Source organism: Caulobacter sp. (assembly GCF_035254145.1).
GTDB lineage: Bacteria > Pseudomonadota > Alphaproteobacteria > Caulobacterales > Caulobacteraceae > Caulobacter.
The window spans coordinates 29348-54926 of sequence record NZ_DATFAV010000215.1 but is presented as its reverse complement, the minus strand read 5'-3'; the positions used below and the strand labels follow the sequence as shown (position 1 = coordinate 54926).

Sequence of the window (25579 nt, the reverse complement as noted above, 5' to 3'; positions counted from 1 at the left end):
GGATCTTCCTCAATTTCCGAACTGGCCGTGACGGCCCGCGCCGCCCACGAAACGACGCGCCCCCGCGCGTCCCTCCGCCGCCACGATCGGCGCGCCCAAGCGTCCCTCCTGCTTGAGGGCGGCGTCCAGCGGCAGGTCCCATTGAGCATAGGCCGAGTGGCGATCGGCCTTCATGCAGGCCTGCGGGAAGGCGGCGATCTGGCGAGCCAGCGCCTCGGCGGCGACGCGCGCCTGGCCCGGCGCCACGACCCGGTTGGCCAGGCCCATGTCTAAGGCTTCTCGAGCGTCGACCGGGCGGCCGGTCAGGATCATGTCCAGGGCGCGCGACATGCCGATTGCCCGCGGCAGACGCACCGTGCCGCCGTCGATCAGCGGCACACCCCACCGGCGGCAGAAGACTCCGAAAACTGCGGTCTCCTCGACCACTCGCAGGTCGGCCAACAGGGCCAGTTCCAGCCCGCCGGCCACGGCGGGACCGGCCACGGCGGCAATCAGCGGCTTGGACAGGAGAAGACGCGAGGGGCCCATAGGACCGGCGCCGGCGCCGCTGGGGTCCAACTCATGCGCGCGGGTCGGATCCTCCAGGGCCGACAGGTCGGCGCCGGCGCAGAACGCGCCGCCTTCGCCAAACAGCACGGCCACATGCTGGCTCTCATCGGCCTCGAACGCCTGGAACGCCGCGCGCAGAGCTTGCGCCATGGGTCCGTCGACAGCGTTTCGCCGCTCGGGCCGGCAGAGGATAATGGTGGTTATGTCGCCGTCGACCTCGATCCGGACGCCAGCGCCCGGGCGGTCGTGTGCGGAGGTCTCCGCCGCCATCACTTTGTTCTCCCTATCTGGAATATTACAGATCACGACCAAAACATGTCATCAATGGAAACATTCCCTAAGATGCAAACGCGCTAAGGGCTGAAACATGACGCCGGTCGTTCCCCCCGCCACCGATCTCGTGCTCGACTTGCTGACCGCGGCTGACGGAAGTCGCCTGTCGGTCCAGGATCTGTGCCGCGCCGGAGCGGTCCTTGACGTGGGCGAGGGTCAAATGCGCGTGGCCCTGACCCGCCTGGTGCAGCAACGGAAGCTCTGCAAGGCCGAACGCGGGTTGTACGGCTTCCATCCCGCCTACCAGCCGATGGCCGAGGACGTGATGGGCTGGCTTGGCCGGATGTCATGGATGACGCCGTGGGCGGGCAATTGGGTCGCCGTCGTCGACCCAAAGATCTCGACCACCGATCGCACACGTCTGCGGCGGCACCGCCGGGCCCTGAGCCTGCGGGGCTTCCGCACGTGGCGGCCGGGCTTTCACCTCCGTCCCGCTAATCTGGCCGGCGGAGCTGAAAGTCTGCGGCTTCAGCTTCCCCAACTGGGCCTTGCCGATGGCGCCGAGGTGGTTGGCGTGGAGCAGCTCGATGCGGTCCAGTACGCCGAGGTTCAAGGGCTGTGGGCGATCGATGCGTTGCGCGCCAACTATCACCGCTTGCTCCAAGCTCTACTCGAGAGTGAGCGGCGTCTTGACCAGCACGAGCTCGAGGCCGCCGCTCGCGAGAGCTTGCTCGTGGGCCGCGCGGTGATCGCCGAGATCATGCACGACCCCTTGCTGCCTCCCGAATTGACCGGAGGCGGCGAGTTTTCACAGCTCGTCGAGCAGACGCGCCTTTACCAAGAGCGTGGACGGCGCATCTGGGGGCGCCTTCTGGCTGGAGAAACAGTCCGCTAAACGGGGCTACCCTTCACGGTCGATCAGCGCCTCCGGTTCAGAGGCGCGAATGCGCCACAAGCAGACCTTGGCCGCCCTCCGCAATAAGGACATTCGGCCCAGCGCTTGACCCATGCGGTCGGCCAATCGCGACGGGCATGGCATCCCATGGCGAATGACGAAGCTGAGATTTAATCGGACATCGGTCCGTGGTTTCGCTACCATTAGTCAGACAATAGACAGGGCGTTGGGGAATTTGATGATGGGCTGGTGCCTTACTCGCCACGCGGTCGGGACCGCCGTGGGCGCCAGATTCAACGACTCGCGCCCACCAAGAGATAGACGCCGCATGAAGGCGCGTTGGACGATCGCCGTGGCGGCGATCGCCATGTTGGCGGCTGTTCCGGCCGTGGCGGCGCCGCTGTCGCCGCCTACCGGCCTCGACCCGCTGGGCCACTTGCAGGCCTTGAGGCCGGCGACCGACGCGTCGTTCCGCTTCCAGCGGCTGCGCGGCGGCGTGCAGTTCCAGTTGAACGGCGTCACCAAGTCGGTGCTCTTCTATTCGCCGACGATCGTGCGGGTGAACGCCAATCTGGGCCAATCCTATTGGACCGCGCCAAGCCTCGTGGTGATCCGCCAGCCCGAGTCCGTGGCCTTCACAGTGCGCGAGACCCCGGACGCGGTGGAGCTGGTCGGCCAGAAGCTGCACGTCGCGATCGACAAGCACGCCGGCGCCCTGACCTACTATGACGCCGCCGGCCGGCTGCTCACCCGCGAGAAGCCCGATGCGCCGCAATCGATCGACAGGCGCGTCATCAGCGACGCGCCGACCTACGAGGTGGAAAACCGCTTCACGCTCAAGCCGGGCGAAGGAATCTACGGCTTCGGCTTCACGGGCGACGACGACATCAACCGCCGGGGCAAGGATCTGCTGCTCGTCCAGACCAATGTCGGCATCATCATTCCGGTGATGGTCTCCACCGAGCGCTATGGCGTCCTCTGGGACAGCTATTCGCAGATGCGCTTCAAGGACGACGACCAGGGCGCGCGGCTTTGGGCCGAGAGCGCGCCGGGCGGCGTCGACTACTACTTCATGGCCGGCGAGACGATGGACGGCGTGATCGGCGACTATCGGTGGCTGACGGGCGACGCGCCGATGTACCCCAAGCAGGCGTTCGGCCTGTTCATGAGCAAGGAGCGCTATCCGACCCAGGCGCGCCTGCTCGAGGTCGCCAAGACCTTCCGCGAGGAAGGCTTCCCCCTCGATTACATCGTGCAGGATTGGCAGTACTGGGGGAGCGACAAGGACGGCTCCTGGTCGGGCATGACCTGGGATCCGGAACGATTTCCCGATCCCGCGGGCATGACTCGCTCGCTGCACGACCTGCACCTGAAGCTGATGGTCTCGATCTGGCCCTCGGTTGGAAACGACACGGCGCTCGCCCACGAACTGGATCAGCACGATCTGCGGTTCAAGCCGCTGCACTGGATCTCCAAGCAGGCGCGCGTCTACGACGCCTACAGCCCCCTCGGCCGGGAGATCTATTTCAAGCACATCAAGTCGGGTCTGCTCGACAAGGGCGTGGACGCCCTCTGGATGGACGGGACCGAGGTCGAGGTCAGCTCGGCGATGTGGAACCCGGCCGACAACGTCCGCGACACCAAGGCGCTGGGCGGCAACGCAATGGGCGACTTCACCCGGTACCTGAACCCCTACTCCCTGCTGACGACTGAAGGGACCTACAAGGGCCAGCGCGCGACCAGCGACAAGCGCGTCTTCACCCTCACACGGTCAGCCTGGGCCGGCGCGCAGCGCACGGCCGCAGCCTCGTGGTCGGGCGACATCTATGCGAGCTGGAAGACCTTCGCCCAACAGGTCTCCGGCGGCGTCAACGTCACGATCACGGGCAACCCCTATTGGACCCAGGACACCGGCGGCTTCTTCGTCACCGACTTTCCTGGCGGCGAGAAGAACCCCGCCTGGCGCGAGCTCTACGCCCGCTGGTTCCAGTACGCCGCCTTCAACCCGATCATGCGGGTCCACGGCACCAGCGTGGAGCGCGAGCCCTATCTGTTCAAGGCGCTGGACCCGCCGGTCTACAAAGCCCTGCTCGAGGCGACGCAGCTGCGCTACCGCCTGCTGCCTTACATCTACAGCGTCAGCGCCCGGGTCACGGCGGATCGCTACACCCTGATGCGCGCGCTGCCGATGGACTTCCCCAGCGACCCGGCGACGTTCGGCATCAACGACAGTTTCCTGTTCGGGCCCTCGGTTCTGGTCCACCCCGTCACGCGGGCGATGTACAATATCCTCCCCTCCAATCCCACGTTCGTGCCGGCGCAACACCTGCGCGCCGCCGACGGCCGGGCGGGCCTGACGGTGCGGTATTTCGCCGGCGAGAACTTCGAGACGCCGCGCGGCGCGGCGCTCGATACGAAGATCGACCACACCTGGCCCGATCCGCCGCTCGCGGAGCTTCCGCCGGGCCTGACCTCGCTCAGCCACTTCTCGGCGCGCTGGGAGGGCGATCTGATCGCGCCGGAGGACGGCGAATACGAGATCGGGCTGACGGGCAACGACGGAATGCGCCTCGCCCTGGGCGGCGAGACGGTGATCGACGAGTGGACCCGGGCGGCGACCCGCACCCGCCTGGTGCGGCGCGCGCTGAAGGCGGGTGAAAAGCTTCCGGTGCGGCTGGAGTTCTCCCATCCGGAGGGCGGCCGCGTGTTCCGCTTCGTCTGGCGAACGCCCAGCGAGTTGCGGCGGGACGCCGCGGTGGTCAGCGCTCCGCGCGACCTGACCATGCGCACCTATCTGCCCAAGGGCGCGGACTGGTATGATTTCTGGAGCAATCAGCGCCATGCCGGCGGCCAAACCGTCGCGCGCCAGGCGCCGCTCGACATCGTGCCGCTCTATATCAGGGCCGGAGCGATCATCCCCATGGGGCCCGCCTTGCAGTACGCGACCGAGCGCCCTGACGCGCCCTATGAGATCCGCGTCTACCCGGGCGCGGACGGCAAGTTCACTCTCTATGAGGACGACAACGAAACCTACGCCTACGAGAGGGGCCAGTCAGCGCGCTACGAGCTCAGCTGGAACGATGCGCGGCGCACCCTGACCGTCGGCGCGCGGCGCGGCGCCTTCCCCGGCATGGTCAAGCAGCGAACGCTCAAGATCGTGGTGATCGGCGCCGCCAGCGAAAGCGCGCCCACGCCGCCATCGGCCGTTCGGACGATCTCGTACGGCGGGCGAGCCGTGACCGTGCGGTTTTAGGGTCGCCGGCGCGTAGGCAGATCACATAGGGTAAAGGCCACGCCGAGCGTCGGCCAGACTATTGAAGGCGCTCCGTACACTGATCATGTGACGCTCAAGCTCGCCGCGGCAGGGCGAGACGCCGACTTTCTCAACTTCGTCACGTCGGCGCCCCTTGCGGCGCGGCCACTCATGTAACAATTAGTATTACATGAAACGTGATAGCCGCCTGTCCGTCGCCCTCCACGTGCTCCTGCACATGGCTCAGCGCCCGACATCCATGACCTCCGAGGAGATGGCGGCCTGCGCGGGGACCAATCCGGTCGTCATCCGGCGCACCTTCGCGGGCCTGCGCGAGGCCGGGATCGTCGCCTCGACAAAGGGGCACGGCGGCGGCTGGAGCCTGGGTCGGCCGCTATCGCAGATTAGCCTCGCAGAAGTTCAGGACGCGCTGGACGAGCCCATCATCGCTCTGGGCAAGGCCGAGGAATCGCCGGGATGCCTGATTGAACAGGCCGTCAACGCAGCGCTGGACGAAGCGGTCGTGGAAGCGCGCGCCTTGTTGACCAGGCGGTTGGCGACCGTGTCGCTGGCCGACCTGTTCGGCCGCGTCGACACCACCAAGATCCCCCTCTCCAAGGACCATCATCATGTTTGACGCTGTAGTCGTGGGCGGCAGCTTCGCCGGCCTTTCCGCCGCCATGCAGCTGGCCCGCGCGCGTCGCCGAATCCTGCTTGTAGACGCGGGTCTGCCGCGCAACCGCTTCGCCGACGCCTCGCACGGCTTCCTGGGCCAGGACGGCAAGGCTCCGGGACAGATCGTGCGAGAGGCGACCTGTCAGGTCACCGCCTATCCGACGGTGGATTTTGTCCACGGAGAGGTGCTGGACGCCGAGGCGCTCCACGTTGGCTTCAAACTGGCCTTGGCCGGCGGTCGCGTTGTCGAGGCTCGGCGGCTCGTCCTGGCCACCGGGGTCGTCGATGTTCTGCCGGAAGTCGCGGGCTTGAAGGAACGCTGGGGCGCCAGCGTGCTGCACTGTCCCTATTGCCACGGCTATGAGCACCGCGATCGGCCTCTGGGCGTGATGGCGGGACTTCCGATGTCGGCCCATCAGGCCGCGATGATTCCCGACTGGGGTCCGACCACCCTGTTCACCCAGGGCGTGTTCGAACCGGACCACGAACAGCGCGCGCTGCTGGACGCACGTGGGGTCACCATCGAGCGGACGCCGGTCGTCGCCCTACTGGGCCGCGCGCCCGATCTCGAAGCCGTGGCCTTGGCCGACGGACGCACGGTCGCGCTGAACGGCCTCTTCGTCGCGCCCGCCCAGCGCATGGCCAGCCCTTTGGCCCAAAGGCTCGGTTGCGAATTCGACGAAGGGCCGCTGGGACCGATCATCCGAACCGACGCCTGGAAAGCGACTACCGCGCCCGGTGTCTACGCGGCCGGAGACGCCGCCCGCCCAATGCAAAACGCCACCCTAGCCTCGGCCGACGGAGTGCTGGCTGGTGTCGGCGCCCACCAATCGCTGATCCGCGATGCGCTGGCCGCCTAGAGTCCCTTCCAGCCTTCTAGCCCACCAGGGGCGAGTACGCGCCATTTGCTGACGTTGTCGCGCCTCCAGGAACACGACGTTCAAGGGAGGCGCGTCGGATCCTGACCGCAAGCCGGACAGACCTCTAACCGGGCCCCGACCGCAGATACGCCGTCAGCAGCCGCACCAGCTGGTCCTGCAGCCGCGCCTCGAACGCCGGCGAGGCTTCGCCGTCCAGGATCGTGCGCACCGGCCCGACCAGGGCGTGCAGCGCGATGGTCGCGGTCATGGACGGATCCTCAAAGCGCGCGTCGGGCGCCGTGGCGAGCAGGGTCCGCACCGCCGCCTCCATCCGCTTGTAGACCCGCGCGGCCGCCTCGGCGCCGCCGCGCTCGCCGGACACCGCGTACAGCGCCCTCGACTCTTCGGGATTACGCAGCTTGGCGGCCAGGTAGCCCTCGACCAGGGCCTTGGCCATGGAAGCGATCGGTCGCCCATGGTTGTCGCGGCAGACCGCTTCGACGGCCTCGGCGATTCCGGACAGGTGCCGCGCCAGCACCGCCGCGAGCATGGCGTCGCGATTGGGGTAGTACTGGTAGACGCTGCCGACCGACATGCCAGCGCGCTCGGCGATCCGCGTCGTGGTGCAGCGGTTGAGACCCTCGCGCGTCAAAACCTGAATCACGGCGGCGTGCAGCGCTTCGATCGTGGCGGCCGAACGGGCCTGGACCGGCTGTTTCCGGGGCTTGAGAACGGGCGCGGCGCTGGTCATGGAAAGCGAATTCCAAAACTGAAGGATCCTTCAGATACTCCCGTCCGCTCCACAATGGAAGGAACGGAAACCATGATCAGCATCGACACCCCCAAGATCGAACGGGCCGGAACCTTCACGCTCGGCGACCGCGTCATCCGGCGCCTGGGCTACGGCGCCATGCAGTTGGCCGGCCCGCACGTTTTCGGCCCGCCCAGGGACCGCGCCGCCGCCGTGGCCGTGCTGCGCGAGGCCGTCGCCTTGGGCGTCACCCACATCGACACGAGCGACTTCTATGGCCCCCACGTGACGAACGAGATCATCCGCGAAGCGCTGCACCCCTATGCCGACGACCTGACCATCGTCACCAAGGTCGGCGCCCGGCGCGACGAGGAGGGCGCATGGCTGCCATTCTTCGCGCCGGACGAGCTGCGCTCGGCCGTGCACGACAACCTCAAGCGCCTGGGACTGGAGGCGCTGGACGTGGTCAACTTCCGCGCCATGTTCGCCCTCACCCCGACCGAGGGGTCGATCGCCGAGCCGGTGGGCGTGCTGGCCGACCTGAAGCGCGAGGGCCTGGTTCGCCACATCGGCGTCAGCAACGTCACGGCCGCCCAGATCGCCGAGGCGCGCGGCGTCACCGAGATCGTCTGTGTGCAGAATATGTACAACCTGGTCCACCGCGAGGACGACGCCCTGGTCGACGACTTGGCGAAGGACGGTGTCGCCTATGTGCCCTTCTTCCCGCTGGGCGGCTTCTCGCCGCTGCAGTCCTCGGCTCTGTCGGCGGTCGCCGTACGACTGGGCGCGACGCCAATGCAGGTGGCCCTGGCCTGGCTGCTGCGCCGCTCGCCAAACATCCTGCTGATCCCGGGCACCTCGTCGGTGGCGCACCTGCGCGAGAATCTGGCGGCCGCCGAACTGGATTTGTCTGATGCCGTGATGAGCGAACTGGAGACGGTGGCGGCCTAGCTACCCAGCAGGCTTCGAGCGGCGTGATTTCGGAAGAACCGGGCTGGATTAGTGCTTGTCGCCTGTCGGGGCGGGCAATGCGGAGATCAGTTCGGCGGCGGCTGACATGGCGCGATCCAGCCGTTTGGCGTCCGTTGCGCCCTCGAGCCCCAGAAGCACGCGGAAGCTATCGAGTCCCACCAGGCGATCGAGGAAGGCCGCGCTGAGCTCTTGGCGTCGTCTTGCGTCGAGGGACGCGGCTTCATCTCTCTGACCGAGAAAGGCGTCGAGAGCGTCTTGGTGCGCTCCGATCAGGCCGCGATAGGCGATATCCGCCAAGTGTGGAAAGCGGAGGGTCTCAACCATCACCGTTCGGAACAAGGCTGTTGTCGCCGGGCTGGCGATCCGCTCCTGAAACATCACGCCGATGAAAACCAGGATTTCCGGCAGCGGTTTCCGGAGAGACTCATCGATGCGCGCCTGCTCGGCTTGATCGGCTGGATGGCAAGCCTGGGCGATGACGGCCGAGAACAGATCGTCCTTTCCCTCGGCGTGACGGTAGAGGGTCATGATCGAGACGCCGGCGTCCTTGGCGATCCTCTCCATGCTCGCCCCATCATAGCCATCTCTAAGGAAGGCTTCGCGAGCCGCTTCGACGATCGCGGCGCGCTTGCGCGCCATCAGCTTCGCCTTGGGATGATCTGAGGCCCAGTCCTTCACCGCTCATTGACTCCAAACGATAACGGCTATTATCGTTACGCTTGAGGATAAGATAACATCCATTATCACGACGTGTGAGGCTTCGCGAGGCCCGGCGCCCCACGAAGAGAAAGGTGAAACGAGCCATGGCCAGAATCTCAGACAGGCTGGGAGGCGTCGCGAAGACGAGGGTCGCCAAGATCGTCCTGTGGGTCTTCGCTAGCATCGGGACAGCCGCCCTGGTCGCGATCGCCGCCGTGGCGCTGACGTTCATGCCCGCGAAGCTTGAGCTTCCGGACGTCGCCGTAGGCGAACTGCCGGTCGCATCACCGCCGGCCGGCCTGTCGATCAGCGCATTGCCAACCGGAACCTACGACAGTCCGGCCGCCTTGACCTATCGCGGCGGCGCGTGGTCCGAAACGCGTCACCTCGCGGCGACGGCCCTTCTCGTCCGGCATCCCAAAGGAAACCTGCTGATCGACACGGGTTTCGGCCGGAATATTGACGAACACATCAAGCTGATCCCGCCAATGCAGCGGACGCCGCAAACCAAGGGCGTTCCGGCCGTGGATCAGTTGGCGGCCGGCGGCGTCCATCCTGGCGACATCGCCGCGATCATACCCACCCATGGTCATTGGGACCATGTCAGCGGCGTCGGCGACTTCCGTGGCGTTCCGGTCATGGAAACCGCGGCGGGAAGACGCTGGATCGCGTCCAAGGCGGAAGGCACGGAAGTGATCAACAGCCTGAAGGCGATCAACTACAGGCTGTATGACTTCGACGGCGGGCCCTATCTCGGCTTTCCACGAAGCCATGATGTCTTTGGAGACGGTTCGGTGGTCATTGTCCCGGCTCCCGGTCATACGCCGGACTCCGTCGTCGTTTTCGTAAGCCTGCCCTCGGGCGTTCGATACGCCCTGATCGGGGACCTCGTGTTCCAAATGGAAGGCGTTGATATCCCTGCGGAGAAGCCCTGGATGCTTCGCTGGCTGATCGGCGAAAACAACATCGTGGTGCACAAGGATATCGCTCTCGTCAGGGCCATCCGCGAGAAATTCCCTCAAATACATCCGCTCCCGGCGCATGACTCGCGGAGCTTTGGCGCAATTCCGGTCTTCCCCGCATCAGCTCGATAGAAGAGCGCCGCGTTCTCGCGAATACAAACGCGGCGCGGGTCGCCTGGACGGTTCAGGCGTCCGCCAAGGCTCGCTCGCGCATCGCGTCGTACTTTCTGATATCCGCCGAGAGCCGCTGTCCCCATAGCGCCACAAAGGCGACGGTGTCCGCCGCCGCCAGGTGGGCGCTTAGGGCCTGCTGGTCTCGCCAGCGCTCCATCACGAGCAGCCGCCCGCGCGACGCGTCAACCACGGCGGCGTCATAGGACAGGACGCCGTCTCGCTCCCGGGTGGCTTCGGCGAGATCGGCGAGGTCGCGGGTGAAGGCCTCCAGGTCCGAGGGCGGAACCCGCACGTAACCCGTGACGATGATCATGGCGAGCGTCTCCGGAAGCTCGAACAAGGAAAGGAGCCCGCCGCGACGAGCAGGCGCGTCGGCGTCAGACGGCGCTCAGAACGATCTTGCCCTGGATGCCGCCCTCGGCGGCGCGCTGGTGCGCCCGCGAGGCCTCCGACAACGGAAAGACGCTGTCGATGACGACCCGGACGGCCTGCCGGTCGAGTAGCGCCGCAGCCTGCGCCAGCTGCGCGCCGTTGGACCGCACCTGGGTCGACGACACCTTGATCCCCCGGCTCGCCGCGACGTCATGGCCTTCAAAGCCAAGGGGATTGACCAGGAACAGGGCTCCGCCGGGCCTGATCACGTCCAGAAACCGTTCCATCCCAGGACCGCCCACCGCATCGAGCACCAGGTCGACATCCCGGACGACCGTTTCGATGGCGGTTTTTCCGTAATCGATGAACTGGTCGACTCCGAAGTCTCCGAGCATCGCCGCGTTCTTGGCCGAGGCCACGGCGATCACCCGCGCGCCCCGCGCCCTGGCCAGCTGCGTCGCCAGATGGCCGACGCCCCCGCCCGCGCCGTTGATCAGCACCGTCCGGCCTTCAAGCTCGGCCGGCTCATGCGGGAAGTTCTGGAAGGGGTTGGGCGCGTCGTGGCCAAGCTCGATCAGGAACTGCCACGCCGTCAGCAGGGACATCGGCGCGGCCGCGGCCTGCAGATGGTCCAGTCTGGCCGGCTTGTGGGCCAGGTGCGTGGCCGGCGTGCCGACGTACTCGGCATAGGCGCCGCCGGTCATTACGCCATCGGGGAAACGCACCATGCCGAAGACCTCGTCCCCAACCTGGAAGTCGGCGACGTCGGCAGCCGTGGCCTCGACAACGCCGGAGATGTCGGTTCCCAGGATGAGCGGGAAGTCCGCGTCCGGTCGCCACTCGGGGGGCAAGGCGCGATAGCCATCACGCAGGTACCAGTCCGGCGGATTGAGGCCGACGGCCCGGACACGGACCAGCACTTCGCCCGGCCGGATTTCCGGCTTGGGCGCGTCTTCGTACACCAGGACATCAGGTCCGCCGAAGGCGTGCAGACGAACCGCTTTCATCGTCTCGCGCATGATCAATCTCCTCGCACGACGCTTGAAGGCCGATTTAGCGAGTGGCGCTGCGGTTGATAATCAGGTCAAAAATCACTTCAATAGTGCCGCCATGGAACAAATTAGCCTCGACCGCCTTACGGGATTGATCGCCTTCGCGCGGGTCGGCGCGCTGGGCAGCTACACGGCGGCCGCGCGCTCGCTGTCGATCTCCCCCTCGGCCGTGAGCAAGAGCATCCAGCGGCTCGAGCAGCGCCTGGGCGTCTCCCTGTTCACGCGCACGACTCGTTCACTGGCGTTCACGCCAGAGGGCCGCGACCTGCACGAGCGCGCCTTGAACCTGATCCGCCAGGCCGAGGAAATCGAGCAGATGGCGCTGACGGCGCGGTCGGAGCCGCGTGGCACGCTTCGGGTGGCCGCGTCCCTCCCGATCGGCCTGCACGTGATCGCGCCTGCCTTGCCCGCGTTCCGGCGGCGCTTTCCGGATCTGGCGATCGAGCTTCGTCTCGAGGACAGGACGACGGACCTGATCGACGACGGGATCGATGTCGCCATCCGCATCGGTGAAGTCCCGGACAGCCGCCTTTTGTCGCGCAAGCTCGCGCCCTATCGGCTTTGCTGCTTCGCCTCTCCGGACTACCTGGCCGCGCGTGGAGCGCCATCGCATCCAAACGACCTCGAAGCCCACGATACGGTCAATCTACGCTATCAAAGCACCGGTCAGATGTTTCGTTGGCCGTTCAAGATCGCCGATCGTGAAATCGAGATCCTGCCCAGATCCGACATCGTGATCGACGCCAGCGAGGCCTTGATGGCGACGCTGGTGGCGGGCGGCGGGATCGGCATCGGCGCCTCCTTCGTGGCCGCGCCGTATGTGGATCGTGGACAGCTGACGCCGGTCCTTTCCGCTTTCGCGGTGGAACGCCACAACGTCACGGCCCTTTGGCCGGAAAGCCGGCGCAGCAACCCGGCCGTTCGGGCCTTCATTTCCATGCTGAGCGCCACGTTCGACGACCGGATGGCGGCGGCCACTTCCAGCTTGCCATGACACTTTTCCAAGCTGCTCGGGCGGCGAAACTCATCGGCACGGCATCGCCGGTCGAGAGTAATTCAGAAAGTTTCGCTGCCGAGCGTGCGGCGGCGCGCACTGGGGCGGCGGAGCTCCAGGCGACCGCCGACTAAAGTGGCGGTCGCCGAAGTTCGAAGACTAGGTTTCGTCGTGGCTGCCAGGGGCGGGGGCGCCCGGCATCGGCGCCACCGCCATCGGGGGAGCGTCGGCGTCCTCTTCCGGAACGTCCACGATCCCGCGACCCAGGTGGCTCTTGCGATAGCCGTAGAGATAGTAGACCACGACCCCGACGACCGCCCAGCCGACGAACAGGATGATCGTCTCGCGGGAGAGGCTGAAGAACAGATAGACGCAGCCGATCGCCGAGAGCGGGCCCATGATCGCCACTGCTGGCGTGCGGAAGGGGCGCTTGCGTCCGGGATCCGTTCGCCGAAGCACGACAACGGCCAGTGACACCATCGCGAAGGCGAACAAGGTGCCGGAATTGGAGATGTCGGCCAGCACGCCCACTGGGAAGAAGGCCGCGAACAAGGCCACGAAAACGCCCGTGAGGATCGTGATCACGTGTGGCGTGCGATACTTGGGGTGGATCTTCGAGAACAGCGCCGGCAGCAGGCCGTCACGGCTCATGACAAAGAAAATGCGGGTCTGGCCGAACATCATCATCAAGATGACCGACGGCAGCGCCAGACCGGCCGCCAGGCCGATCAGGTTGCCAAGCTGCGGCCAACCGATGTTGCGCAGCGTCCAAGCCAGGGCTTCCTTGGAACAGACCACGGCCGCGTCGTGGATGGACGTACAGGCGCTGCTGAGTTCGGCGCTGCCCGGGCGCAAGCCGGAGCCGTCGGCGGCGAGCATCGGTTGAGCGCCAACGCTGCCGATGACGCCAGCGGCGACGAGGACGTAGAAGATCGTGCAGATGGCGAGCGAGCCGATCAGGCCGATCGGCATGTTCCGTTGCGGATTCTTGGTCTCCTCGGCCGCCGTGGAGACGGCGTCGAAGCCGACGTAGGCGAAGAAGATCGAAGCCGCGGCCGCCGAGATCCCGCCGAAACCCAGCGGGCTGAAGGGGTGGAAGTTCTCCATCTTCATCACCGGCACGGCGAACACGACGAACATCGTCAGGGCGGAGACCTTGATGGCGACCAGCACGGCGTTGACCATCGCGCTCTCCTTGGTGCCGATCACGAGCAGCCAAGTGATCAGCAGGGCGATCGCCGCCGCGGGGAGGTTGACAATCCCGCCATCGAAGGGGCCCCGCACCAGGGAATTGGGGATGTCGATCCCCAGCAGGTGCTCGAAGAGGCCGACAACATATCCGGACCAGCCGACCGAGACCGCGCCGGCCGCCACGGCGTATTCGAGGATGAGCGCCCAGCCGACCATCCAGGCGACGAGTTCGCCCATCACGGCATAGCTGTAGGTGTAGGCCGAGCCCGACACCGGAACCATGGCCGCCATTTCGGCGTAGCAGAGAGCGGCGATAGCGCAGACCACTCCGGCGATGACGAAGCTGACCATCATGCCGGGTCCGGCCTTCTGAGCCGCCTCAGCCGTCAGGACAAAGATACCGGTGCCAATCACCGCGCCGATACCGAGCATGGTCAGTTGGAACGCGCCCAGGGAGCGGTGCAACGACTTCTTCTCGGCTGTGGCCAGGATCGCGTCGAGTGGCTTCACCCGCCGAAAAAACATGAATTCCCCCTCGCTCGTTTCGTAGGTCGTGGATGGGGAAACTAGCTTGTCGGCGATGACGCGCAATGGGCAGTCTTGAAATGTGGGGGAACGCGCACGTCCATGCCAATTACGACGGCTCTGAACGCGCACGAGTTCGCCGTTCTTGATCCCCAGCGGATCCGTCATGCCGACTGGCTGGAGGGCATGTCCTATCGACTCTCCGGCGACGCCTGGGCGACGAACCGGGTGACGAACCGGGTGACGCTGGGCGTCGGCGGTGGGCTGCTGCTTCAGAACGGCTGGGCGCTGGTCCTGGATCTCGGCGGAGAGCTGGCCAAAGGGGCGGTCGTCGGCGACGGCGCGCATGGGGCGTCGAAGCGGTTTTAGTGCTGACTTGCGGCGCGGGGGCCTGGCGCCACCCGCCAGGCCCGTGGTGTGGTGGACAGCCTATCGACCGTCACGCTTGCGAGAAACGCCGACGGCCGCGATCGACCTGCATGCGGTGCGTTCCGGCCAGCTCGGTCGTGGGAGCCTTGATCGTGCGCAGGAACAGCCACTCGCCGGTGACGCGCTGGGGAGTGATCTGGACCATCATGTAGCCGCGCTGGCTGGTGTCGGCCCATTTCAGCTCGGGATTGGCGCCCACGAAGCCCTGGGCGACGATCTTCGGATCCGCGCCCATGTCGCCCTCCATGCCGTTGGAGGTGACGCTGTGGCCGGCGAACTCGACGCCGGCCGGGCGGCCGTCCTCGGTCAGGGCGTAGGCCCAGGCGTTGTGGCTGTCGCCCGACAGCATGACGAGGTCGGCGTCGGCGGCCTGGGCCGACCTGAGCAGGCGCGAACGGGCGGCGGGGTAGCCGTCCCAGCGGTCCATCCACATCGGCAGGCCCCGGGCCGCAGCGCGGATGTCGTCGCGATAGCTGGCGACCTTCTTGTCGGAGACGGTCGGGCGCAGCCAGTCGACGGCGTCCTTGGGCATGACGGTGCGGCCCAGGATGGTGCCCATGCCGACCAGCTGCCAGCCGGCGTTCACCTTCATCTGGTGGGCCAGCCAAGTCTCCTGGGTCGAACCCATCATGGTCGCGGAGGGATCGCGCCACGCGCCGTCGCGGAACGCCTTCAAGGCCGCCTCGGGATCGGCCGCCTTGAAGGCCGCGCCGATGTCGGCCGGGCGGGTGCGGGCCAGCAGGCGCGACTCTGTGCGGTAGAGCGTCGCCAGGGTCCCGATCGGATAGGTCTTCCACGGCTCGTCCGATACCGGCATCCACTCGCGATAGACCTGCATCGCCGCGGCGCGACGGATGTTCCAGCCGCCTTCCTTGTCGGGCTGGTGGTTCTGGGCCCCGCCTTCCCAGCTGTCGTTGGACGACTCGTGATCGTCCCAGAGCGCGACCATCGGCGCCATCTGGTGGAGGCGCTGCAGGTCGGGATCGGCGCGATAGCTGGCGTAGCGCAAGCGATAGTCGGCTATGGCCAGGATCTCGGTCGACGGCTCGGGCAGACGGCCCTGGACCAAGTCGACTTCCTTGATCGACGCCGCGCCGTATTCGTAGATGTAGTCGCCGGTGTGCAGCCACAGATCCAGGTCCGGTCGCGCGGCCGCGTGGGCGTAGGCGTTGAACCAGCCGTAGGGCAGGTTGGAGCAGGAGAAGACAGCCAGGTCGAACCGGTTCACCGGCCCTTGCGGCAAGGTCTTGGTGCGGCCGACGGGCGACTTGGTCCCATCCGGGGCGACGAAGCGGTACCAGTAGACCGTCCCCGGCTTCAGGCCGTCGACCGTCACCTTGGCGGTCCAGTCGCGATAGGGGCCGGTGCGGACGACGCCGCCCGAGACCCTTTTGGAAAATCCGGGATCCAGGGCGACCTCGACGTCGAGGCGCACCACGCCCGCCTCGGCCGAAGGGACATAACGCGTCCACAGCAGCATAGAGTCCGGCGCGGGCTCGCCGCTGGCCACGTTGTGGGTGAAGCCCGTGGCGCCTAGCATCTGACTGGCCAGCGCCCGGCCGGCGGGCAGGGTCAGGCCGGCCAGGCCAAGGCCGCCCGCGATCAGGCTGCGGCGATCGATCCTTGGAAGCATGGAAGGTCCTCGCAAAAGAAAACTCCCGCGGCCGGAAAACCGCGGGAGGTGAAGTTGGTCGGGGAAGTCTAGAAGGAGCCCTTGATCCCGATGTTCCACATCGAGCCGTAGATGCTGTACTGCTGCACGCGGCTTCGGACGTTCGAGTAGATGACGTCAGGCGCGTTGAAGATGTTGCGGCCGGCCAGCATGACCTCGAACTGACTGTTGATCTTGTAGCTGGCGCTGACGTTCCAGAGCTCGCGAGCGGCGTGATAGAGGACGCCGTTCGTCGCGGTGGTGGGCGTGTTGGCGAGCGCGCTGGTCCGATACTTGGACTGGGCGTTGCCGGTCAGCTGGACGTCGAACTTGCCGTAGCTGTAGCGCAGGCCCCAGTTGGCCGAGGTCTTGGGCAGGCTGACGCGCACGCCGTCCGGATCGATCTTGGTGACCGAGGCCCGCAGACCCAGGCCTCGCAGCGCGCCGGGCAGGAAGGTCAGCTGCTGGTCGTATTCCAGCGTCAGGCCCTTGTTGGTGCTGGTTCCCGGCAGGTTCTGGGCGCTGCGGAACGCGTAGCCGGCGTAGTCGGCGGGGTTGTAGCCCACATCCTCGGCGTCGACCGTGACGCCGGTGACCTGCATGTCCTTCACGTCCAGCTGGTAGGCCGAGATCCCGATCACGCCCGACGGCTCGAGGTAGTACTGCAGGCTGGCGAAGTACTTGGTCGAGTGCTCGGGCTTCAGCAGCGGATTGGGCACGGTGACGATCAGGGTGTCGTCGTTGACCGACACCACGCCGCCCAGGTTGCCGTAGTCCGGGCGCAGGATCGACTGGCTGAAGGCCAACTGGCCGACCAGCTTCCTGGTGAAGTCGTACTTGGCCCCGCCGCTCAGGAACCAGTCGTCGTACTCGCCGTGGCGGGTGGCGTAGGTCCCGTTGCGGTACTGGTAGAGCAGGCCGGCGACGGTGCTGGTCGACAGGCCGGCGGCGGTCACTTCCTTGGCCGGACGGATGTCGGCGACACGGGCGTCGGTCTTGGTCTTTTCGTAGCGCAGGCCAAGGTCGAACTGGGCCTTGCCGACGCGTGGCTGGACCTCGAAATAGGCGGCGTTGACCTCCTCGCCGACCTTCTTGTTGTTGTCCAGGCGGCGCTTGGTGTTGCCCACAGTGTCGGGGACGAAGTACTCGGGGTGGGCCTTGTAGATGTCGTAGACGGCGTAGTTGCTGTCGGCGCGCCAGCTCTGGTCGTTCAGGTTGCCGGCGTCGAAGCCCAGGATCTTGAACTGATAGTTCTGGGTCCAGGGGATGACCGCTTCGGGCGCCTTCTGGGTCAGGTCGCCGTTGGGGCCGACATACTGGAACTGCTGGTAGGAGCCCTCGTTGGTCTTCCAGACGTTGGTCCGGTAGGTCGCGCCGGCCAGCACCTTCAGCTGCACCGGGCCGATGTTCAGCTTCTTCTTCAGGTCCAGGTTCAGGCCGTACATCTGGTTGGCCGCGTCGGACTCCGACGTGCGGATGTTGTTGCCGATGTCATCGTCGCGATTGAAGCTGGTCGGGTCGCTCCACGAGCGGCCGGCGGTCTGGCGCAGCGTCCACGCGTTGGAGTCCTCGGACGCCCGATCCAGCGTGAAGCCGATGCGCGTCAGGTAATCGTCCGTACGCTGAAAGAAGCCCTTGGAATTGTCCCGGAAGTTGAACTCCGAGCTGGAATAGCTGCCGCGCAGCTGGGCCTCCCAGGTGTCGCCGCGGTACTCCAGCTTGGGCGCGAACAGCCACGAGGGCGTGCCGGCGTAGCGGTGCGAGTACTGGGTGTGCAGGCGGGTGTTGGTCCCGTTCGGATTGACCACGATGTGCGTCGGGGTCGAGTCCGCCGTGGTCTGCGAGGCGGTGGACGTGCCGAAGATCAGGTAGGTGTACTGGTTGAAGTACTCGACGTCGTAGAACGAATAGGTCGAGCGCAGCGACAGGGCCCACTGGTCGGTCAGCTTGTAATCGACGCTGAGGTTGGCCGCCTTGCGGTGGGTCAGCTTCGGACCCGGGCGCCACATCACCTGGTAGGGCATGACCCGGCCGCTGGCGAGGTAGGACCAGTCGGTCTGGATGCGGTCCTGCTGGACGTAGTTGGCGTTGTAGCTGGCGTTGAAGGCGACGCCCAGGCGGCCGTCCAGGAACACGTCGGCATAGCCTACCTGCGCCGAGGGGTAGATCGTAGAGTGCTTCTTGTCGTCGGGCAGGGACTTGCGCGACAGACTGCTGTCGGACGTGCCGACGCCGCCGAGCTGGAAGCGCAGCAGGCGGCTGGTGCGCTGGAACGCGTACTTGCTGCGCAGGTTGATGGCGCCGCCGGGGCTGTCGGCGTCCATGCTGGCCTGCAGGGTGTTGTTCAGCTCGATCGAGTCGACGCCGGTGATCGACATCTGCTCGAACGAGTTCTGGCGGCCGTTGTTGTTGTTCGAGGTCGCCGTCGCCATGCGGGCGCCGTCGGTCGTGAAGGTCGAGTACTTGGGGTCCAGCCCCCCGATGCGGACGGCGGTGGCGTCGACCTCGGTGTAGTCCAGCGAGACGCCCGGCATGTTCTTCATGAACTCGCCCACGTCGCCCATGGTCAGGGCGCCGAAGTTGTCGGCCGCCACGACGGTTTTGGCGTTGGTCGAGGCGCGGCGCTCCATGATGGCGGCGGCCTGGCCTTCGCGCTTGGCGGTGATGGTCACGGCCTCGACCTGGTCCAGGCTGGACAGCGGGATCAGCGAGACGTCGAGATTGGCCGTCTGGTTCGCCGCGACCGAAACGACCAGCGTCGCCTCCTGCAGGCCCGCGTACTTGATCTTGATGGTGGCGTCGCCGGCCGGCACGCCGGTCAGGCGGAACTCGCCGTCGTCCTCGGAATAGGCGGCGATCGACGCGCCCTCGACGCGGATCTCGGCGTTGCGGACGTATTCGCCGGTGGCGGTGTTGAGGACGCGGCCTCGAACGCTGCCGCTACCGACGCCGCCCTGGGGGCGGAAGGCGCTCACGGTCGAGCGCAGGGTGATGGTCTGTCCGTCGTCGGAATCGATCTGCAGCGGCGTGCCGGCGATCAGGCGACGCAGAGCGGCGCGGACGTCCATCTGGCCCTTGACGGCCGGGGTCTGGACGCCGGCCAACTGGCTGGCGGGGGCCACGATCTGCACCTGGCCTTGGCGGGCCAGTTCGGGAATGGCGCGCACGGCCGGCTGGGCCGGAATATCGAAGACGCGCTCCTGCGCCAGAGCCGGTGCGGCGATCGACATGGCGACGACCGACGCCCCGCAGGCCAGGAGGGAATAGCGAGAAATCATTGGCTGTACGGCCCCCAATCCATCGCGCTGGTCGCGACGTTGCGGGTTGAGAGCCGCCGGGCGGAGGCTTCCGCTATCTGTTGCAAAAACTTCTTATTGCGCTGCAGCAGGAGGTTGCGCGGCGCGGCTCAGCACAACCTTGTCGCCGTCCCTCTGAAGGCGCGCGTCGAACACCTTGGCGACGGCGCGGCCGAAGCCGACGGGATCGCTGGCGGCGAACAGGCCCGTGACCGGCTCGCGCGCCAGATCCGGGTCGCGGATCTCGATGGGGGTGTCGCTGTAGCGCGCGAAGGCCTGGGCCGCCTGGCCCAGAGTCTCGCCTTCGAAGGCCAGCTTGCCGTCGCGCCAGGCCAGCTCGCGCGTGACGGTCTCGGGGGCGACCGCGCGTGGCTGCTCGGCCGCGCGATGGGCGGCGTTGGCCAGGGAGAGGCGCGTATTGGCGCTCACCGCGATCGTGCGCGTGACGCCGAACAGCGGCGAGGCCGAGACCTCGACCTGGCCTTGGCTGACCAGCAGATCGACCGGATCGGCCTCCAGCTTGCGGACGCGGAAGCCGGCCTGGGCCGTGCGCAGCCGGCGGCCGTCCACCTCGACGACGAAGGGCCGCCGCTCGTCGCGGGCCACCGAGAAATAGGCCTCGCCCTTCAGCAGCACGACCTGCCGCTGGCCGTCATCGTAACGGACGCGGATACGGCTTTCGGTGTTCAGGAGCACGGTCGAGCCATCCTTGAGCGGCACCAGGCGGATCTCGCCCCGATCGGTGCTGATCACCGAGCCGGCGGCCGACGTGGCCACGCCCAGGGCGGCCAGCGAGACGGCGGCCACGGCGGCGCCCGACCAGGTCAAGGCCTGGCGACGCGACAGGCGCGCCCGTCTCGGCTCGGCGAAGGCGACGGGGTCGAAGTCGGGGCCCAGCGCCTTGGCCGACTCGCTCATCATCGACAGGGCCTGGGCGCGCAGCAGGGCGCCGCGGCGGCGTGGATCGCCGCTCAGCCAGGCCTGGAGGGCGGCTTCTCCGGTCGACGAGAGCGGCCCGCGATCCATTCGCGCCGCCCAATCGGACGCCGCCTGGTCAATGTCGCGACTGGTGTCTCGTTCGGCCATTTGGCGAGGCGCTCTCCCGGTTCGAGGTCTTAGAGGTTTGGGACCGCTTGTTTCCGCCACGCCCGAACCAATCAATCAGGAAAAGCACGCCTCGGGAGATGTGGGTCTCGACGGTGTTCTCCGAAACTCGCATTCGCGCGGCCACCTCGCGCTGGGGCAGGCCCTTGACGCGACGAAGGATGAAGGCCTCGCGAGTCTTCAGCGGCATGGCGGCGATGGCGCGGGCCAGGTGGCGCAGCTCGTCCCGGTCGATCGTGCGCTGCTCGGGCGAGGCCTCCTCGTCGGGAGGTTCCAGCCGTTCCAGGTCCTCGACGCTGTGGATCGCCACGATCCGCGCGCGCCGCACGTGGCGAGTGATCACCGAGCGGGCGACCTGGAACAGATAGGCGCGGGGATGGCGGATGCCGTCGACCGTCTCGAGCTCGGCCAGGATCGAATAGGCTTCCTGGATGACGTCGTCGGCGTCGATTCCCGGCAGGGCGCCGCGCGACAGCCAGCCCCTCAGCGCCGGCTCGTGCGGCAGGATGTTCCGAAGGAACCAACGCGTTCTTTCCCTGTCCGCGCCGCTCATCCCCGACCCGCTGGCTGCATCCGAGCCCTGCCTAGACGCCATTTGTGACAGGTTGACGTGGCGTTAGCGCGTTCCGACCGCGGACGGGTTGGGCAAGGCGCGCAGGTCGTCGGCGGTGGCGGGGACGAATGGCTTTTCCGCCTCGCCGGTCCAGCGCATCAGGGTGAGGTCGGCGGTCTGTCTTCCGTCGACCTTGGTGTTGACGGCCAGATAAGCGAGCCCGCCGCCGATGGGCTGGAAGCCGACATCGGCCTTCTGGTTCCAGCCTCGAACGCCGGTCGCCGGGTCCTTCAGGCCGTCGTCGGCCAGGGCCAGCACCTGGCCCTTTTCCCAGCCTCGGCCGTTCTGGGCGGGCACGCCGACGAGATCGCCGCGCGCGGGCCGTTCTCCTGCATCCACGGCGAATAGCGCGTAGTTGGGGAAGGCTTCCTTCCTGCCCTGGTAGACGCCCATGAACCAGCGCTTGCGGCTGTCGTCATAGGCCAGGTTCTGGACGCCGTAGCTGGTGTTGCCCGTGCGGACGAAGACCTTGGCGGCGGGCGCGGCGGGCCCCTCGTGGTGCGGAGCGGATTCGGTCAGCGGCCGGGCGTAGCGGCCCCAGTCGGCGACGTCGTACTGCAGCAGCACCTGGTGATCGTTGTCGGTCCGACCGGTGTTTCCGTAGATTCCGTAGGCCACCGTCAGGTAGCGCTTGCCGTCGGTCTGGTCGCTCACTCGGCCACCCCCTCGGCCGAACGCCGGTCCGAACGAGACCCCGTCGATTCCGGAGCAGCCGTAGCGGTGGTCCGCCGTCGTCCCGACGTCGCCGTCGAACTTGCCGTCGCCGTTCATGTCGGCCACGTAGTCCCTGGCCACCTCTGGCAGATAGACGGTGCGGAAGAGTTCGCTCTGGCTGGCTTCGACGCCCACCCGGTCCAGGCGCGCGACGTCGATGACGGCGATGTAGAACGCCTGGTCTTTCTTGTATTCCAGCGAGCCGTAGACCTTGCCATCGGCCGGATTGAAGTCGAGGTCGCCCAGGTGGCCGGTCCAGCCGACCAGCGTGCCGATCAGCCTGCCGTCGAAGTCGTATTTCGCCAGCAGGTTGGTGAACGAGTAATAGATGTAGCCGCCCTTCACATCGACGGCGACGCCCTGCACGTGCCCCGAAGCCCAGGTCCCGCCATTCTGGGTGAGCGGCGGACGCGGCGCCGACACCGCGGGCGAAGCGATCGCCAAAGCGGCGGCGGCGAGCAGGAGCAGGGACGAGCGGCGCATCTTCATCGACCGGGGCAGCGGATAAAGGCGCGCGCTTACCGGCGGTCTATTACAGCTTGAAGACACTGGCCGTCTGAAGACGCTGGCCGCCTGAAGACGCTGGCCGGTCAGCGCGGCGCCCGATGTCTCAGCGCGTCCAGCACGACCGCGAAGGCGGGCGAGGCCTGGCGGCGGCTGGGATAGTAGAGGTGATAACCCTCCCAGTAGGGGGACCAGTCCTCCAGAACCCGGACCAGCCGGCCCTCGCGCAGATGCGGCTCGGCCATGTCCTCGGCCACATAGCCGATGCCGAAGCCCGCCAGGGCCGCATCGAGCACGTGATAGATGCTGCTGAAGGCCAGCTGGCCGTCGACCCGGACCCGAAGCTCCTTGCCGTCCTTCTCGAATTCCCAGGCGTAGAAGCCGCCGTAGGTCGGCAGGCGCAGGTTCAGGCAGTTGTGCTGCACCAGGTCCTGGGGCGTCGACGGGATCGGGCGATCGGCGAAGTAGCTCGGAGCCGCGACGGCGGCGAAGCGGACGTCGGGGCCGATCCGCACCGAGATCATGTCCTTGGCCACTTGCTCCCCGAACCGCACGCCGGCGTCGAAGCGCTGGGCGACGATGTCGGTCAGGCCGTAGTCGGAGACCATCTCGACCTTGATGTCAGGATAGTCGGCCAGAGTGGCGGACAGCTTGGGCCACAGCAGCGACTGGATGACGTGGTCGGTGGCGGTGATGCGGATCGTGCCCGACGGCTTGTCGCGCAGTTCGCTCAGGGCCTCGAGCTCGCTGTCGATCTCGTCGAACCGCGGCCCGATGGCGTGCAGCAGGCGCTCTCCCGCCTCGGTCGGCGAGACGCTGCGGGTGGTCCGGGTCAGCAGCCGCAGGCCAAGGCGCTCCTCCAGGCCGCGCAAGGTGTGGCTGAGCGCCGAGGGCGAGACGCCCAGCTTGGCGGCCGCGCGCGTGAAGCTGCGCTCGCGCGCCACGGTGATGAAGGCGATCAGATCGTTGATGTTGGCGCGCGCCATTCCTGAGCCCTGCTCAAAAGCACATGTCGATTCCAGCATCTAACGGAGATGACCGGAGGGCGATAGGTTGGCGGAGCTTCACGAACGCGAAGGGACGGCGCGCATTGCTGAGCTTGGCTCACAGGCGCATGCGGATTTGCCGCCCTAATCATTCCGTAGCGGAACCGATAGACCACCGACTGGCCGCCCTTCGCGGCGTCCCCGGATTTTTTAGGAGAATACCATGGCCATCAAAGCCTACGGCGCTTTCGCCGCCGACAAGCCGCTGCAAGCCATGGACATCACGCGCCGCGCCGTCGGACCGCACGACGTCCAGATCGAGATCGCCTATTGCGGCGTCTGCCACTCTGACCTCCACACCGTGCGGTCGGAATGGGAAGGCACGATCTTCCCCTGCGTGCCGGGGCACGAGATCGTCGGCCGGGTCTCGGCCGTCGGCGGCCAGGTCAGCCGCTTCAAGGAAGGCGAGGTCGTCGGCGTCGGCTGCATGGTCGGCAGCTGCAAGCATTGCCACGCCTGCGACGAGGGGTTGGAGCAATATTGCGAACACGGCTTCACCGGCACCTACAACGCCCCGATCGAGGACGCGCCGGGCTACACCCTAGGCGGCTATTCGCAGCGCATCGTGGTCAACGACAACTTCGTGCTGAAGATCCGCCATCCGGAGGAACAACTGGCCGCCGTTGCGCCCCTGCTCTGCGCCGGGATCACCACCTATTCGCCGCTGCGCCACTGGAACACGGGGCCGGGCAAGAAGGTCGGGATCGTCGGCATCGGGGGCCTCGGCCACATGGGGGTCAAGCTGGCCCACGCCATGGGCGCCCATACCGTCGCCTTCACCACCTCCGAAGCCAAGCGCCAGGACGCTCTCGACCTGGGCGCCGACGAGGTGGTCGTCTCGCGTAATCCCGAGGAAATGGCCAAGCACGCGGGCAGCTTCGACTTCATCCTGAACACGGTGGCGGCTAGCCACAACCTCGACGTCTTCACCGCCCTGCTGAAGCGCGACGGGACTCTGTGCCTGGTCGGCGTGCCCGAGCATCCGCACCCGGCGCCGACCGTCGGTACGCTGATCTTCGGCCGCAAGGCGATCGCCGGTTCGCTGATCGGCGGGATCGCCGAGACCCAGGAGATGCTGGACTTCTGCGCCGAGCACGGGATCGTCGCCGACATCGAGATGATCGACATCGCCCAGATCGACGAAGCCTATGACCGCATGCAGCGCAGCGACGTGAAGTATCGCTTCGTGATCGACAGCGCCTCGCTCGCGAAGGTCTAGATCTCCCCGCCGATCCGCTCGACCTCTCCGGCCAGGGCCGGGAGGTCGAGGACGTGAAGGGTGCGGCCGGTCTGGCGCACGATGCCCAGGCCGGCCAGGCGGTTCAGCTCCCGCGTCACCGGCTCGCGCTGGCTGCCCAGCAGGGCGGCCAGTTCGGCATGGGTGGGGCAGGGGCTGATCACCGCGCGCTGGCCGTCGCCGCCCGCCACGCCAGCCATCCGCAGCAACTCGATGTCGACCCGGCAGGCCACCGACACGGCGGTCAGCTCGAACAGGCGGTCGGTCAGGGCCCGGGCCAGGCCCGCCATGTCCTCCAGCAGCGCCTTCATGAAGCGCGGCGATTCCTCGAACAGGCGACGGACCAGCGACTGAGGCAGGCGCGCGATGCGCGCATCCTCCAGCGCCACGACGTTGACCGAGCGGGGCAGGCCGTCGATCGCCGAGATCTCGCCGAAATAGCTGCCGGCGGCGATGCGCCGATAGCCGACCTCGCGGCCCGAGCGGGCGTATTGATTGGCCAGCAGGACGCCCTCCAGCAACAGATAGATCCCGCCTTCCTCGTCACGACGCTGAAGGATCATCTCGCCTTTGCCGTAGGTCAGGTGCTCGATCGACGGCCCCAGCGCGCTGATCTCCTCGGGCGACATGTGCCGGAAGATCCGGTTGGCCCGGTGGTCGTTCGGCGAAAGCCCGTCCGCCCCAGTGGACGAAGCGCGCGAGGATGATGGCGAAAACGTTTTCATCGAGTACGCTCCTGCTGTCGGTCGGGGGCGACGCATGGATAGTCGACAGCGGTACAGAGCCTT

At 67.0% G+C, this 25579-nt stretch carries 22 protein-coding genes; 9 read left to right on the top strand and 13 right to left on the bottom strand.

The genetic code is table 11. The features are described from left to right. Positions 1-9: 9 nt before the first annotated feature. Entirely contained in the window at positions 10-819 is an 810-nt protein-coding gene (locus VJ655_RS13340; RefSeq protein WP_324111821.1) for a crotonase/enoyl-CoA hydratase family protein, read from the bottom strand. 97 nt (positions 820-916) lie between these two features. Here VJ655_RS13340 and VJ655_RS13335 point away from each other — a divergent pair, with 97 nt between their 5' ends. The 4 genes from VJ655_RS13335 to VJ655_RS13320 all read left to right on the top strand — a co-directional run bounded on the left by VJ655_RS13335 (position 917) and on the right by VJ655_RS13320 (position 6505). Next, entirely contained in the window at positions 917-1717 is an 801-nt protein-coding gene (locus VJ655_RS13335; protein ID WP_324111819.1) for a hypothetical protein, read from the top strand. 328 nt (positions 1718-2045) lie between these two features. Beyond that, positions 2046-4970, top strand: a complete 2925-nt coding sequence (locus VJ655_RS13330) for a TIM-barrel domain-containing protein (RefSeq protein ID WP_324111817.1) — start codon at positions 2046-2048, stop codon at positions 4968-4970. Between the two features lie 190 nt (positions 4971-5160). Continuing rightward, entirely contained in the window at positions 5161-5607 is a 447-nt protein-coding gene (locus tag VJ655_RS13325) for an Rrf2 family transcriptional regulator (RefSeq protein ID WP_324111815.1), read from the top strand. Next, positions 5600-6505, top strand: a complete 906-nt coding sequence (locus VJ655_RS13320; RefSeq protein ID WP_324111814.1) for an NAD(P)/FAD-dependent oxidoreductase — start codon at positions 5600-5602, stop codon at positions 6503-6505. Before VJ655_RS13325 ends, VJ655_RS13320 begins: the two co-directional genes overlap by 8 nt. Positions 6506-6629: 124 nt before the next feature. On the opposite strand, the gene VJ655_RS13315 is transcribed toward VJ655_RS13320, so the two are convergent. Beyond that, positions 6630-7256, bottom strand: a complete 627-nt coding sequence (locus tag VJ655_RS13315) for a TetR/AcrR family transcriptional regulator (protein ID WP_324111812.1) — start codon at positions 7254-7256, stop codon at positions 6630-6632. Positions 7257-7328: 72 nt separating this feature from the next. On the opposite strand from VJ655_RS13315, the gene VJ655_RS13310 reads away from it, so the two are divergent. Continuing rightward, on the top strand, positions 7329-8207 hold the full coding sequence (locus VJ655_RS13310; RefSeq protein WP_324111810.1) for an aldo/keto reductase family oxidoreductase: 879 nt from the start codon (positions 7329-7331) through the stop codon (positions 8205-8207). Between the two features lie 48 nt (positions 8208-8255). Here VJ655_RS13310 and VJ655_RS13305 read toward each other — a convergent pair whose 3' ends face one another. Further along, complete coding sequence (locus VJ655_RS13305) at positions 8256-8906, bottom strand: TetR/AcrR family transcriptional regulator (RefSeq protein ID WP_324111808.1); 651 nt, start codon at positions 8904-8906, stop codon at positions 8256-8258. 113 nt (positions 8907-9019) lie between these two features. On the opposite strand from VJ655_RS13305, the gene VJ655_RS13300 reads away from it, so the two are divergent. Further along, a complete protein-coding gene (locus VJ655_RS13300; RefSeq protein ID WP_324111806.1) occupies positions 9020-10021 on the top strand; it encodes an MBL fold metallo-hydrolase in 1002 nt (333 codons plus the stop codon). Between the two features lie 52 nt (positions 10022-10073). Here the strand turns inward: VJ655_RS13300 and VJ655_RS13295 are convergent, their stop codons facing one another. After that, a complete protein-coding gene (locus tag VJ655_RS13295; protein ID WP_324111804.1) occupies positions 10074-10376 on the bottom strand; it encodes a putative quinol monooxygenase in 303 nt (100 codons plus the stop codon). A 64-nt stretch (positions 10377-10440) separates the two neighbouring features. Continuing rightward, complete coding sequence (locus VJ655_RS13290; protein ID WP_324111802.1) at positions 10441-11454, bottom strand: NADP-dependent oxidoreductase; 1014 nt, start codon at positions 11452-11454, stop codon at positions 10441-10443. Between VJ655_RS13290 and VJ655_RS13285 the strand changes: the two genes are divergently transcribed. Next, the gene (locus VJ655_RS13285; RefSeq protein WP_324111800.1) at positions 11453-12481 is read left to right on the top strand and encodes a LysR family transcriptional regulator; all 1029 of its coding nucleotides are present in this window, start codon (positions 11453-11455) and stop codon (positions 12479-12481) included. The genes VJ655_RS13290 and VJ655_RS13285 overlap by 2 nt on opposite strands. A gap of 159 nt (positions 12482-12640) precedes the next feature. On the opposite strand, the gene VJ655_RS13280 is transcribed toward VJ655_RS13285, so the two are convergent. Further along, positions 12641-14197: an amino acid permease gene (locus tag VJ655_RS13280; RefSeq protein ID WP_324111798.1), complete on the bottom strand. Its 1557-nt coding sequence runs from the start codon at positions 14195-14197 to the stop codon at positions 12641-12643. Between the two features lie 102 nt (positions 14198-14299). Between VJ655_RS13280 and VJ655_RS13275 the strand changes: the two genes are divergently transcribed. Continuing rightward, positions 14300-14566: a hypothetical protein gene (locus VJ655_RS13275; protein ID WP_324111796.1), complete on the top strand. Its 267-nt coding sequence runs from the start codon at positions 14300-14302 to the stop codon at positions 14564-14566. Between the two features lie 70 nt (positions 14567-14636). Here VJ655_RS13275 and VJ655_RS13270 read toward each other — a convergent pair whose 3' ends face one another. The 6 genes from VJ655_RS13270 to VJ655_RS13245 all read right to left on the bottom strand — a co-directional run bounded on the left by VJ655_RS13270 (position 14637) and on the right by VJ655_RS13245 (position 23494). Further along, positions 14637-16259, bottom strand: a complete 1623-nt coding sequence (locus VJ655_RS13270; protein ID WP_324111794.1) for an alkaline phosphatase D family protein — start codon at positions 16257-16259, stop codon at positions 14637-14639. A 68-nt stretch (positions 16260-16327) separates the two neighbouring features. Then, on the bottom strand, positions 16328-19555 hold the full coding sequence (locus VJ655_RS13265; RefSeq protein WP_324111792.1) for an outer membrane beta-barrel protein: 3228 nt from the start codon (positions 19553-19555) through the stop codon (positions 16328-16330). 93 nt (positions 19556-19648) lie between these two features. Continuing rightward, on the bottom strand, positions 19649-20659 hold the full coding sequence (locus VJ655_RS13260) for a FecR family protein (protein WP_324111790.1): 1011 nt from the start codon (positions 20657-20659) through the stop codon (positions 19649-19651). Continuing rightward, on the bottom strand, positions 20628-21230 hold the full coding sequence (locus tag VJ655_RS13255; RefSeq protein WP_324111788.1) for a sigma-70 family RNA polymerase sigma factor: 603 nt from the start codon (positions 21228-21230) through the stop codon (positions 20628-20630). Before VJ655_RS13255 ends, VJ655_RS13260 begins: the two co-directional genes overlap by 32 nt. Before the next feature lie 63 nt (positions 21231-21293). Beyond that, positions 21294-22487, bottom strand: a complete 1194-nt coding sequence (locus VJ655_RS13250) for a hypothetical protein (RefSeq protein WP_324111786.1) — start codon at positions 22485-22487, stop codon at positions 21294-21296. Positions 22488-22594: 107 nt separating this feature from the next. Next, the gene (locus VJ655_RS13245; protein ID WP_324111785.1) at positions 22595-23494 is read right to left on the bottom strand and encodes a LysR family transcriptional regulator; all 900 of its coding nucleotides are present in this window, start codon (positions 23492-23494) and stop codon (positions 22595-22597) included. Positions 23495-23717: 223 nt separating this feature from the next. Here VJ655_RS13245 and VJ655_RS13240 point away from each other — a divergent pair, with 223 nt between their 5' ends. Then, positions 23718-24773: an NAD(P)-dependent alcohol dehydrogenase gene (locus VJ655_RS13240; RefSeq protein ID WP_324111783.1), complete on the top strand. Its 1056-nt coding sequence runs from the start codon at positions 23718-23720 to the stop codon at positions 24771-24773. Here the strand turns inward: VJ655_RS13240 and VJ655_RS13235 are convergent. After that, positions 24770-25516 carry a Crp/Fnr family transcriptional regulator gene (locus tag VJ655_RS13235; RefSeq protein WP_324111781.1) on the bottom strand — a complete coding sequence of 249 codons (747 nt, stop codon included), beginning with the start codon at positions 25514-25516 and terminating at the stop codon, positions 24770-24772. The genes VJ655_RS13240 and VJ655_RS13235 overlap by 4 nt on opposite strands. Positions 25517-25579 lie beyond the last annotated feature (63 nt).

Excerpts from the sequence above, each read along its gene's own strand:
- VJ655_RS13340 (WP_324111821.1), bottom strand. The coding sequence starts at position 819 with ATGGCGGCGGAGACCTCCGCACACGACCGCCCGGGCGCTGGCGTCCGG.
- VJ655_RS13335 (WP_324111819.1), top strand. The coding sequence starts at position 917 with ATGACGCCGGTCGTTCCCCCCGCCACCGATCTCGTGCTCGACTTGCTG.
- VJ655_RS13330 (WP_324111817.1), top strand. The coding sequence starts at position 2,046 with ATGAAGGCGCGTTGGACGATCGCCGTGGCGGCGATCGCCATGTTGGCG.
- VJ655_RS13325 (WP_324111815.1), top strand. The coding sequence starts at position 5,161 with ATGAAACGTGATAGCCGCCTGTCCGTCGCCCTCCACGTGCTCCTGCAC.
- VJ655_RS13320 (WP_324111814.1), top strand. The coding sequence starts at position 5,600 with ATGTTTGACGCTGTAGTCGTGGGCGGCAGCTTCGCCGGCCTTTCCGCC.
- VJ655_RS13315 (WP_324111812.1), bottom strand. The coding sequence starts at position 7,256 with ATGACCAGCGCCGCGCCCGTTCTCAAGCCCCGGAAACAGCCGGTCCAG.
- VJ655_RS13310 (WP_324111810.1), top strand. The coding sequence starts at position 7,329 with ATGATCAGCATCGACACCCCCAAGATCGAACGGGCCGGAACCTTCACG.
- VJ655_RS13295 (WP_324111804.1), bottom strand. The coding sequence starts at position 10,376 with ATGATCATCGTCACGGGTTACGTGCGGGTTCCGCCCTCGGACCTGGAG.
- VJ655_RS13285 (WP_324111800.1), top strand. The coding sequence starts at position 11,453 with ATGATCAATCTCCTCGCACGACGCTTGAAGGCCGATTTAGCGAGTGGC.
- VJ655_RS13290 (WP_324111802.1), bottom strand. The coding sequence starts at position 11,454 with ATGCGCGAGACGATGAAAGCGGTTCGTCTGCACGCCTTCGGCGGACCT.
- VJ655_RS13280 (WP_324111798.1), bottom strand. The coding sequence starts at position 14,197 with ATGTTTTTTCGGCGGGTGAAGCCACTCGACGCGATCCTGGCCACAGCC.
- VJ655_RS13275 (WP_324111796.1), top strand. The coding sequence starts at position 14,300 with ATGCCAATTACGACGGCTCTGAACGCGCACGAGTTCGCCGTTCTTGAT.
- VJ655_RS13270 (WP_324111794.1), bottom strand. The coding sequence starts at position 16,259 with ATGCTTCCAAGGATCGATCGCCGCAGCCTGATCGCGGGCGGCCTTGGC.
- VJ655_RS13265 (WP_324111792.1), bottom strand. The coding sequence starts at position 19,555 with ATGATTTCTCGCTATTCCCTCCTGGCCTGCGGGGCGTCGGTCGTCGCC.
- VJ655_RS13260 (WP_324111790.1), bottom strand. The coding sequence starts at position 20,659 with ATGGCCGAACGAGACACCAGTCGCGACATTGACCAGGCGGCGTCCGAT.
- VJ655_RS13255 (WP_324111788.1), bottom strand. The coding sequence starts at position 21,230 with ATGAGCGGCGCGGACAGGGAAAGAACGCGTTGGTTCCTTCGGAACATC.
- VJ655_RS13250 (WP_324111786.1), bottom strand. The coding sequence starts at position 22,487 with ATGCGCCGCTCGTCCCTGCTCCTGCTCGCCGCCGCCGCTTTGGCGATC.
- VJ655_RS13245 (WP_324111785.1), bottom strand. The coding sequence starts at position 23,494 with ATGGCGCGCGCCAACATCAACGATCTGATCGCCTTCATCACCGTGGCG.
- VJ655_RS13240 (WP_324111783.1), top strand. The coding sequence starts at position 23,718 with ATGGCCATCAAAGCCTACGGCGCTTTCGCCGCCGACAAGCCGCTGCAA.
- VJ655_RS13235 (WP_324111781.1), bottom strand. The coding sequence starts at position 25,516 with ATGAAAACGTTTTCGCCATCATCCTCGCGCGCTTCGTCCACTGGGGCG.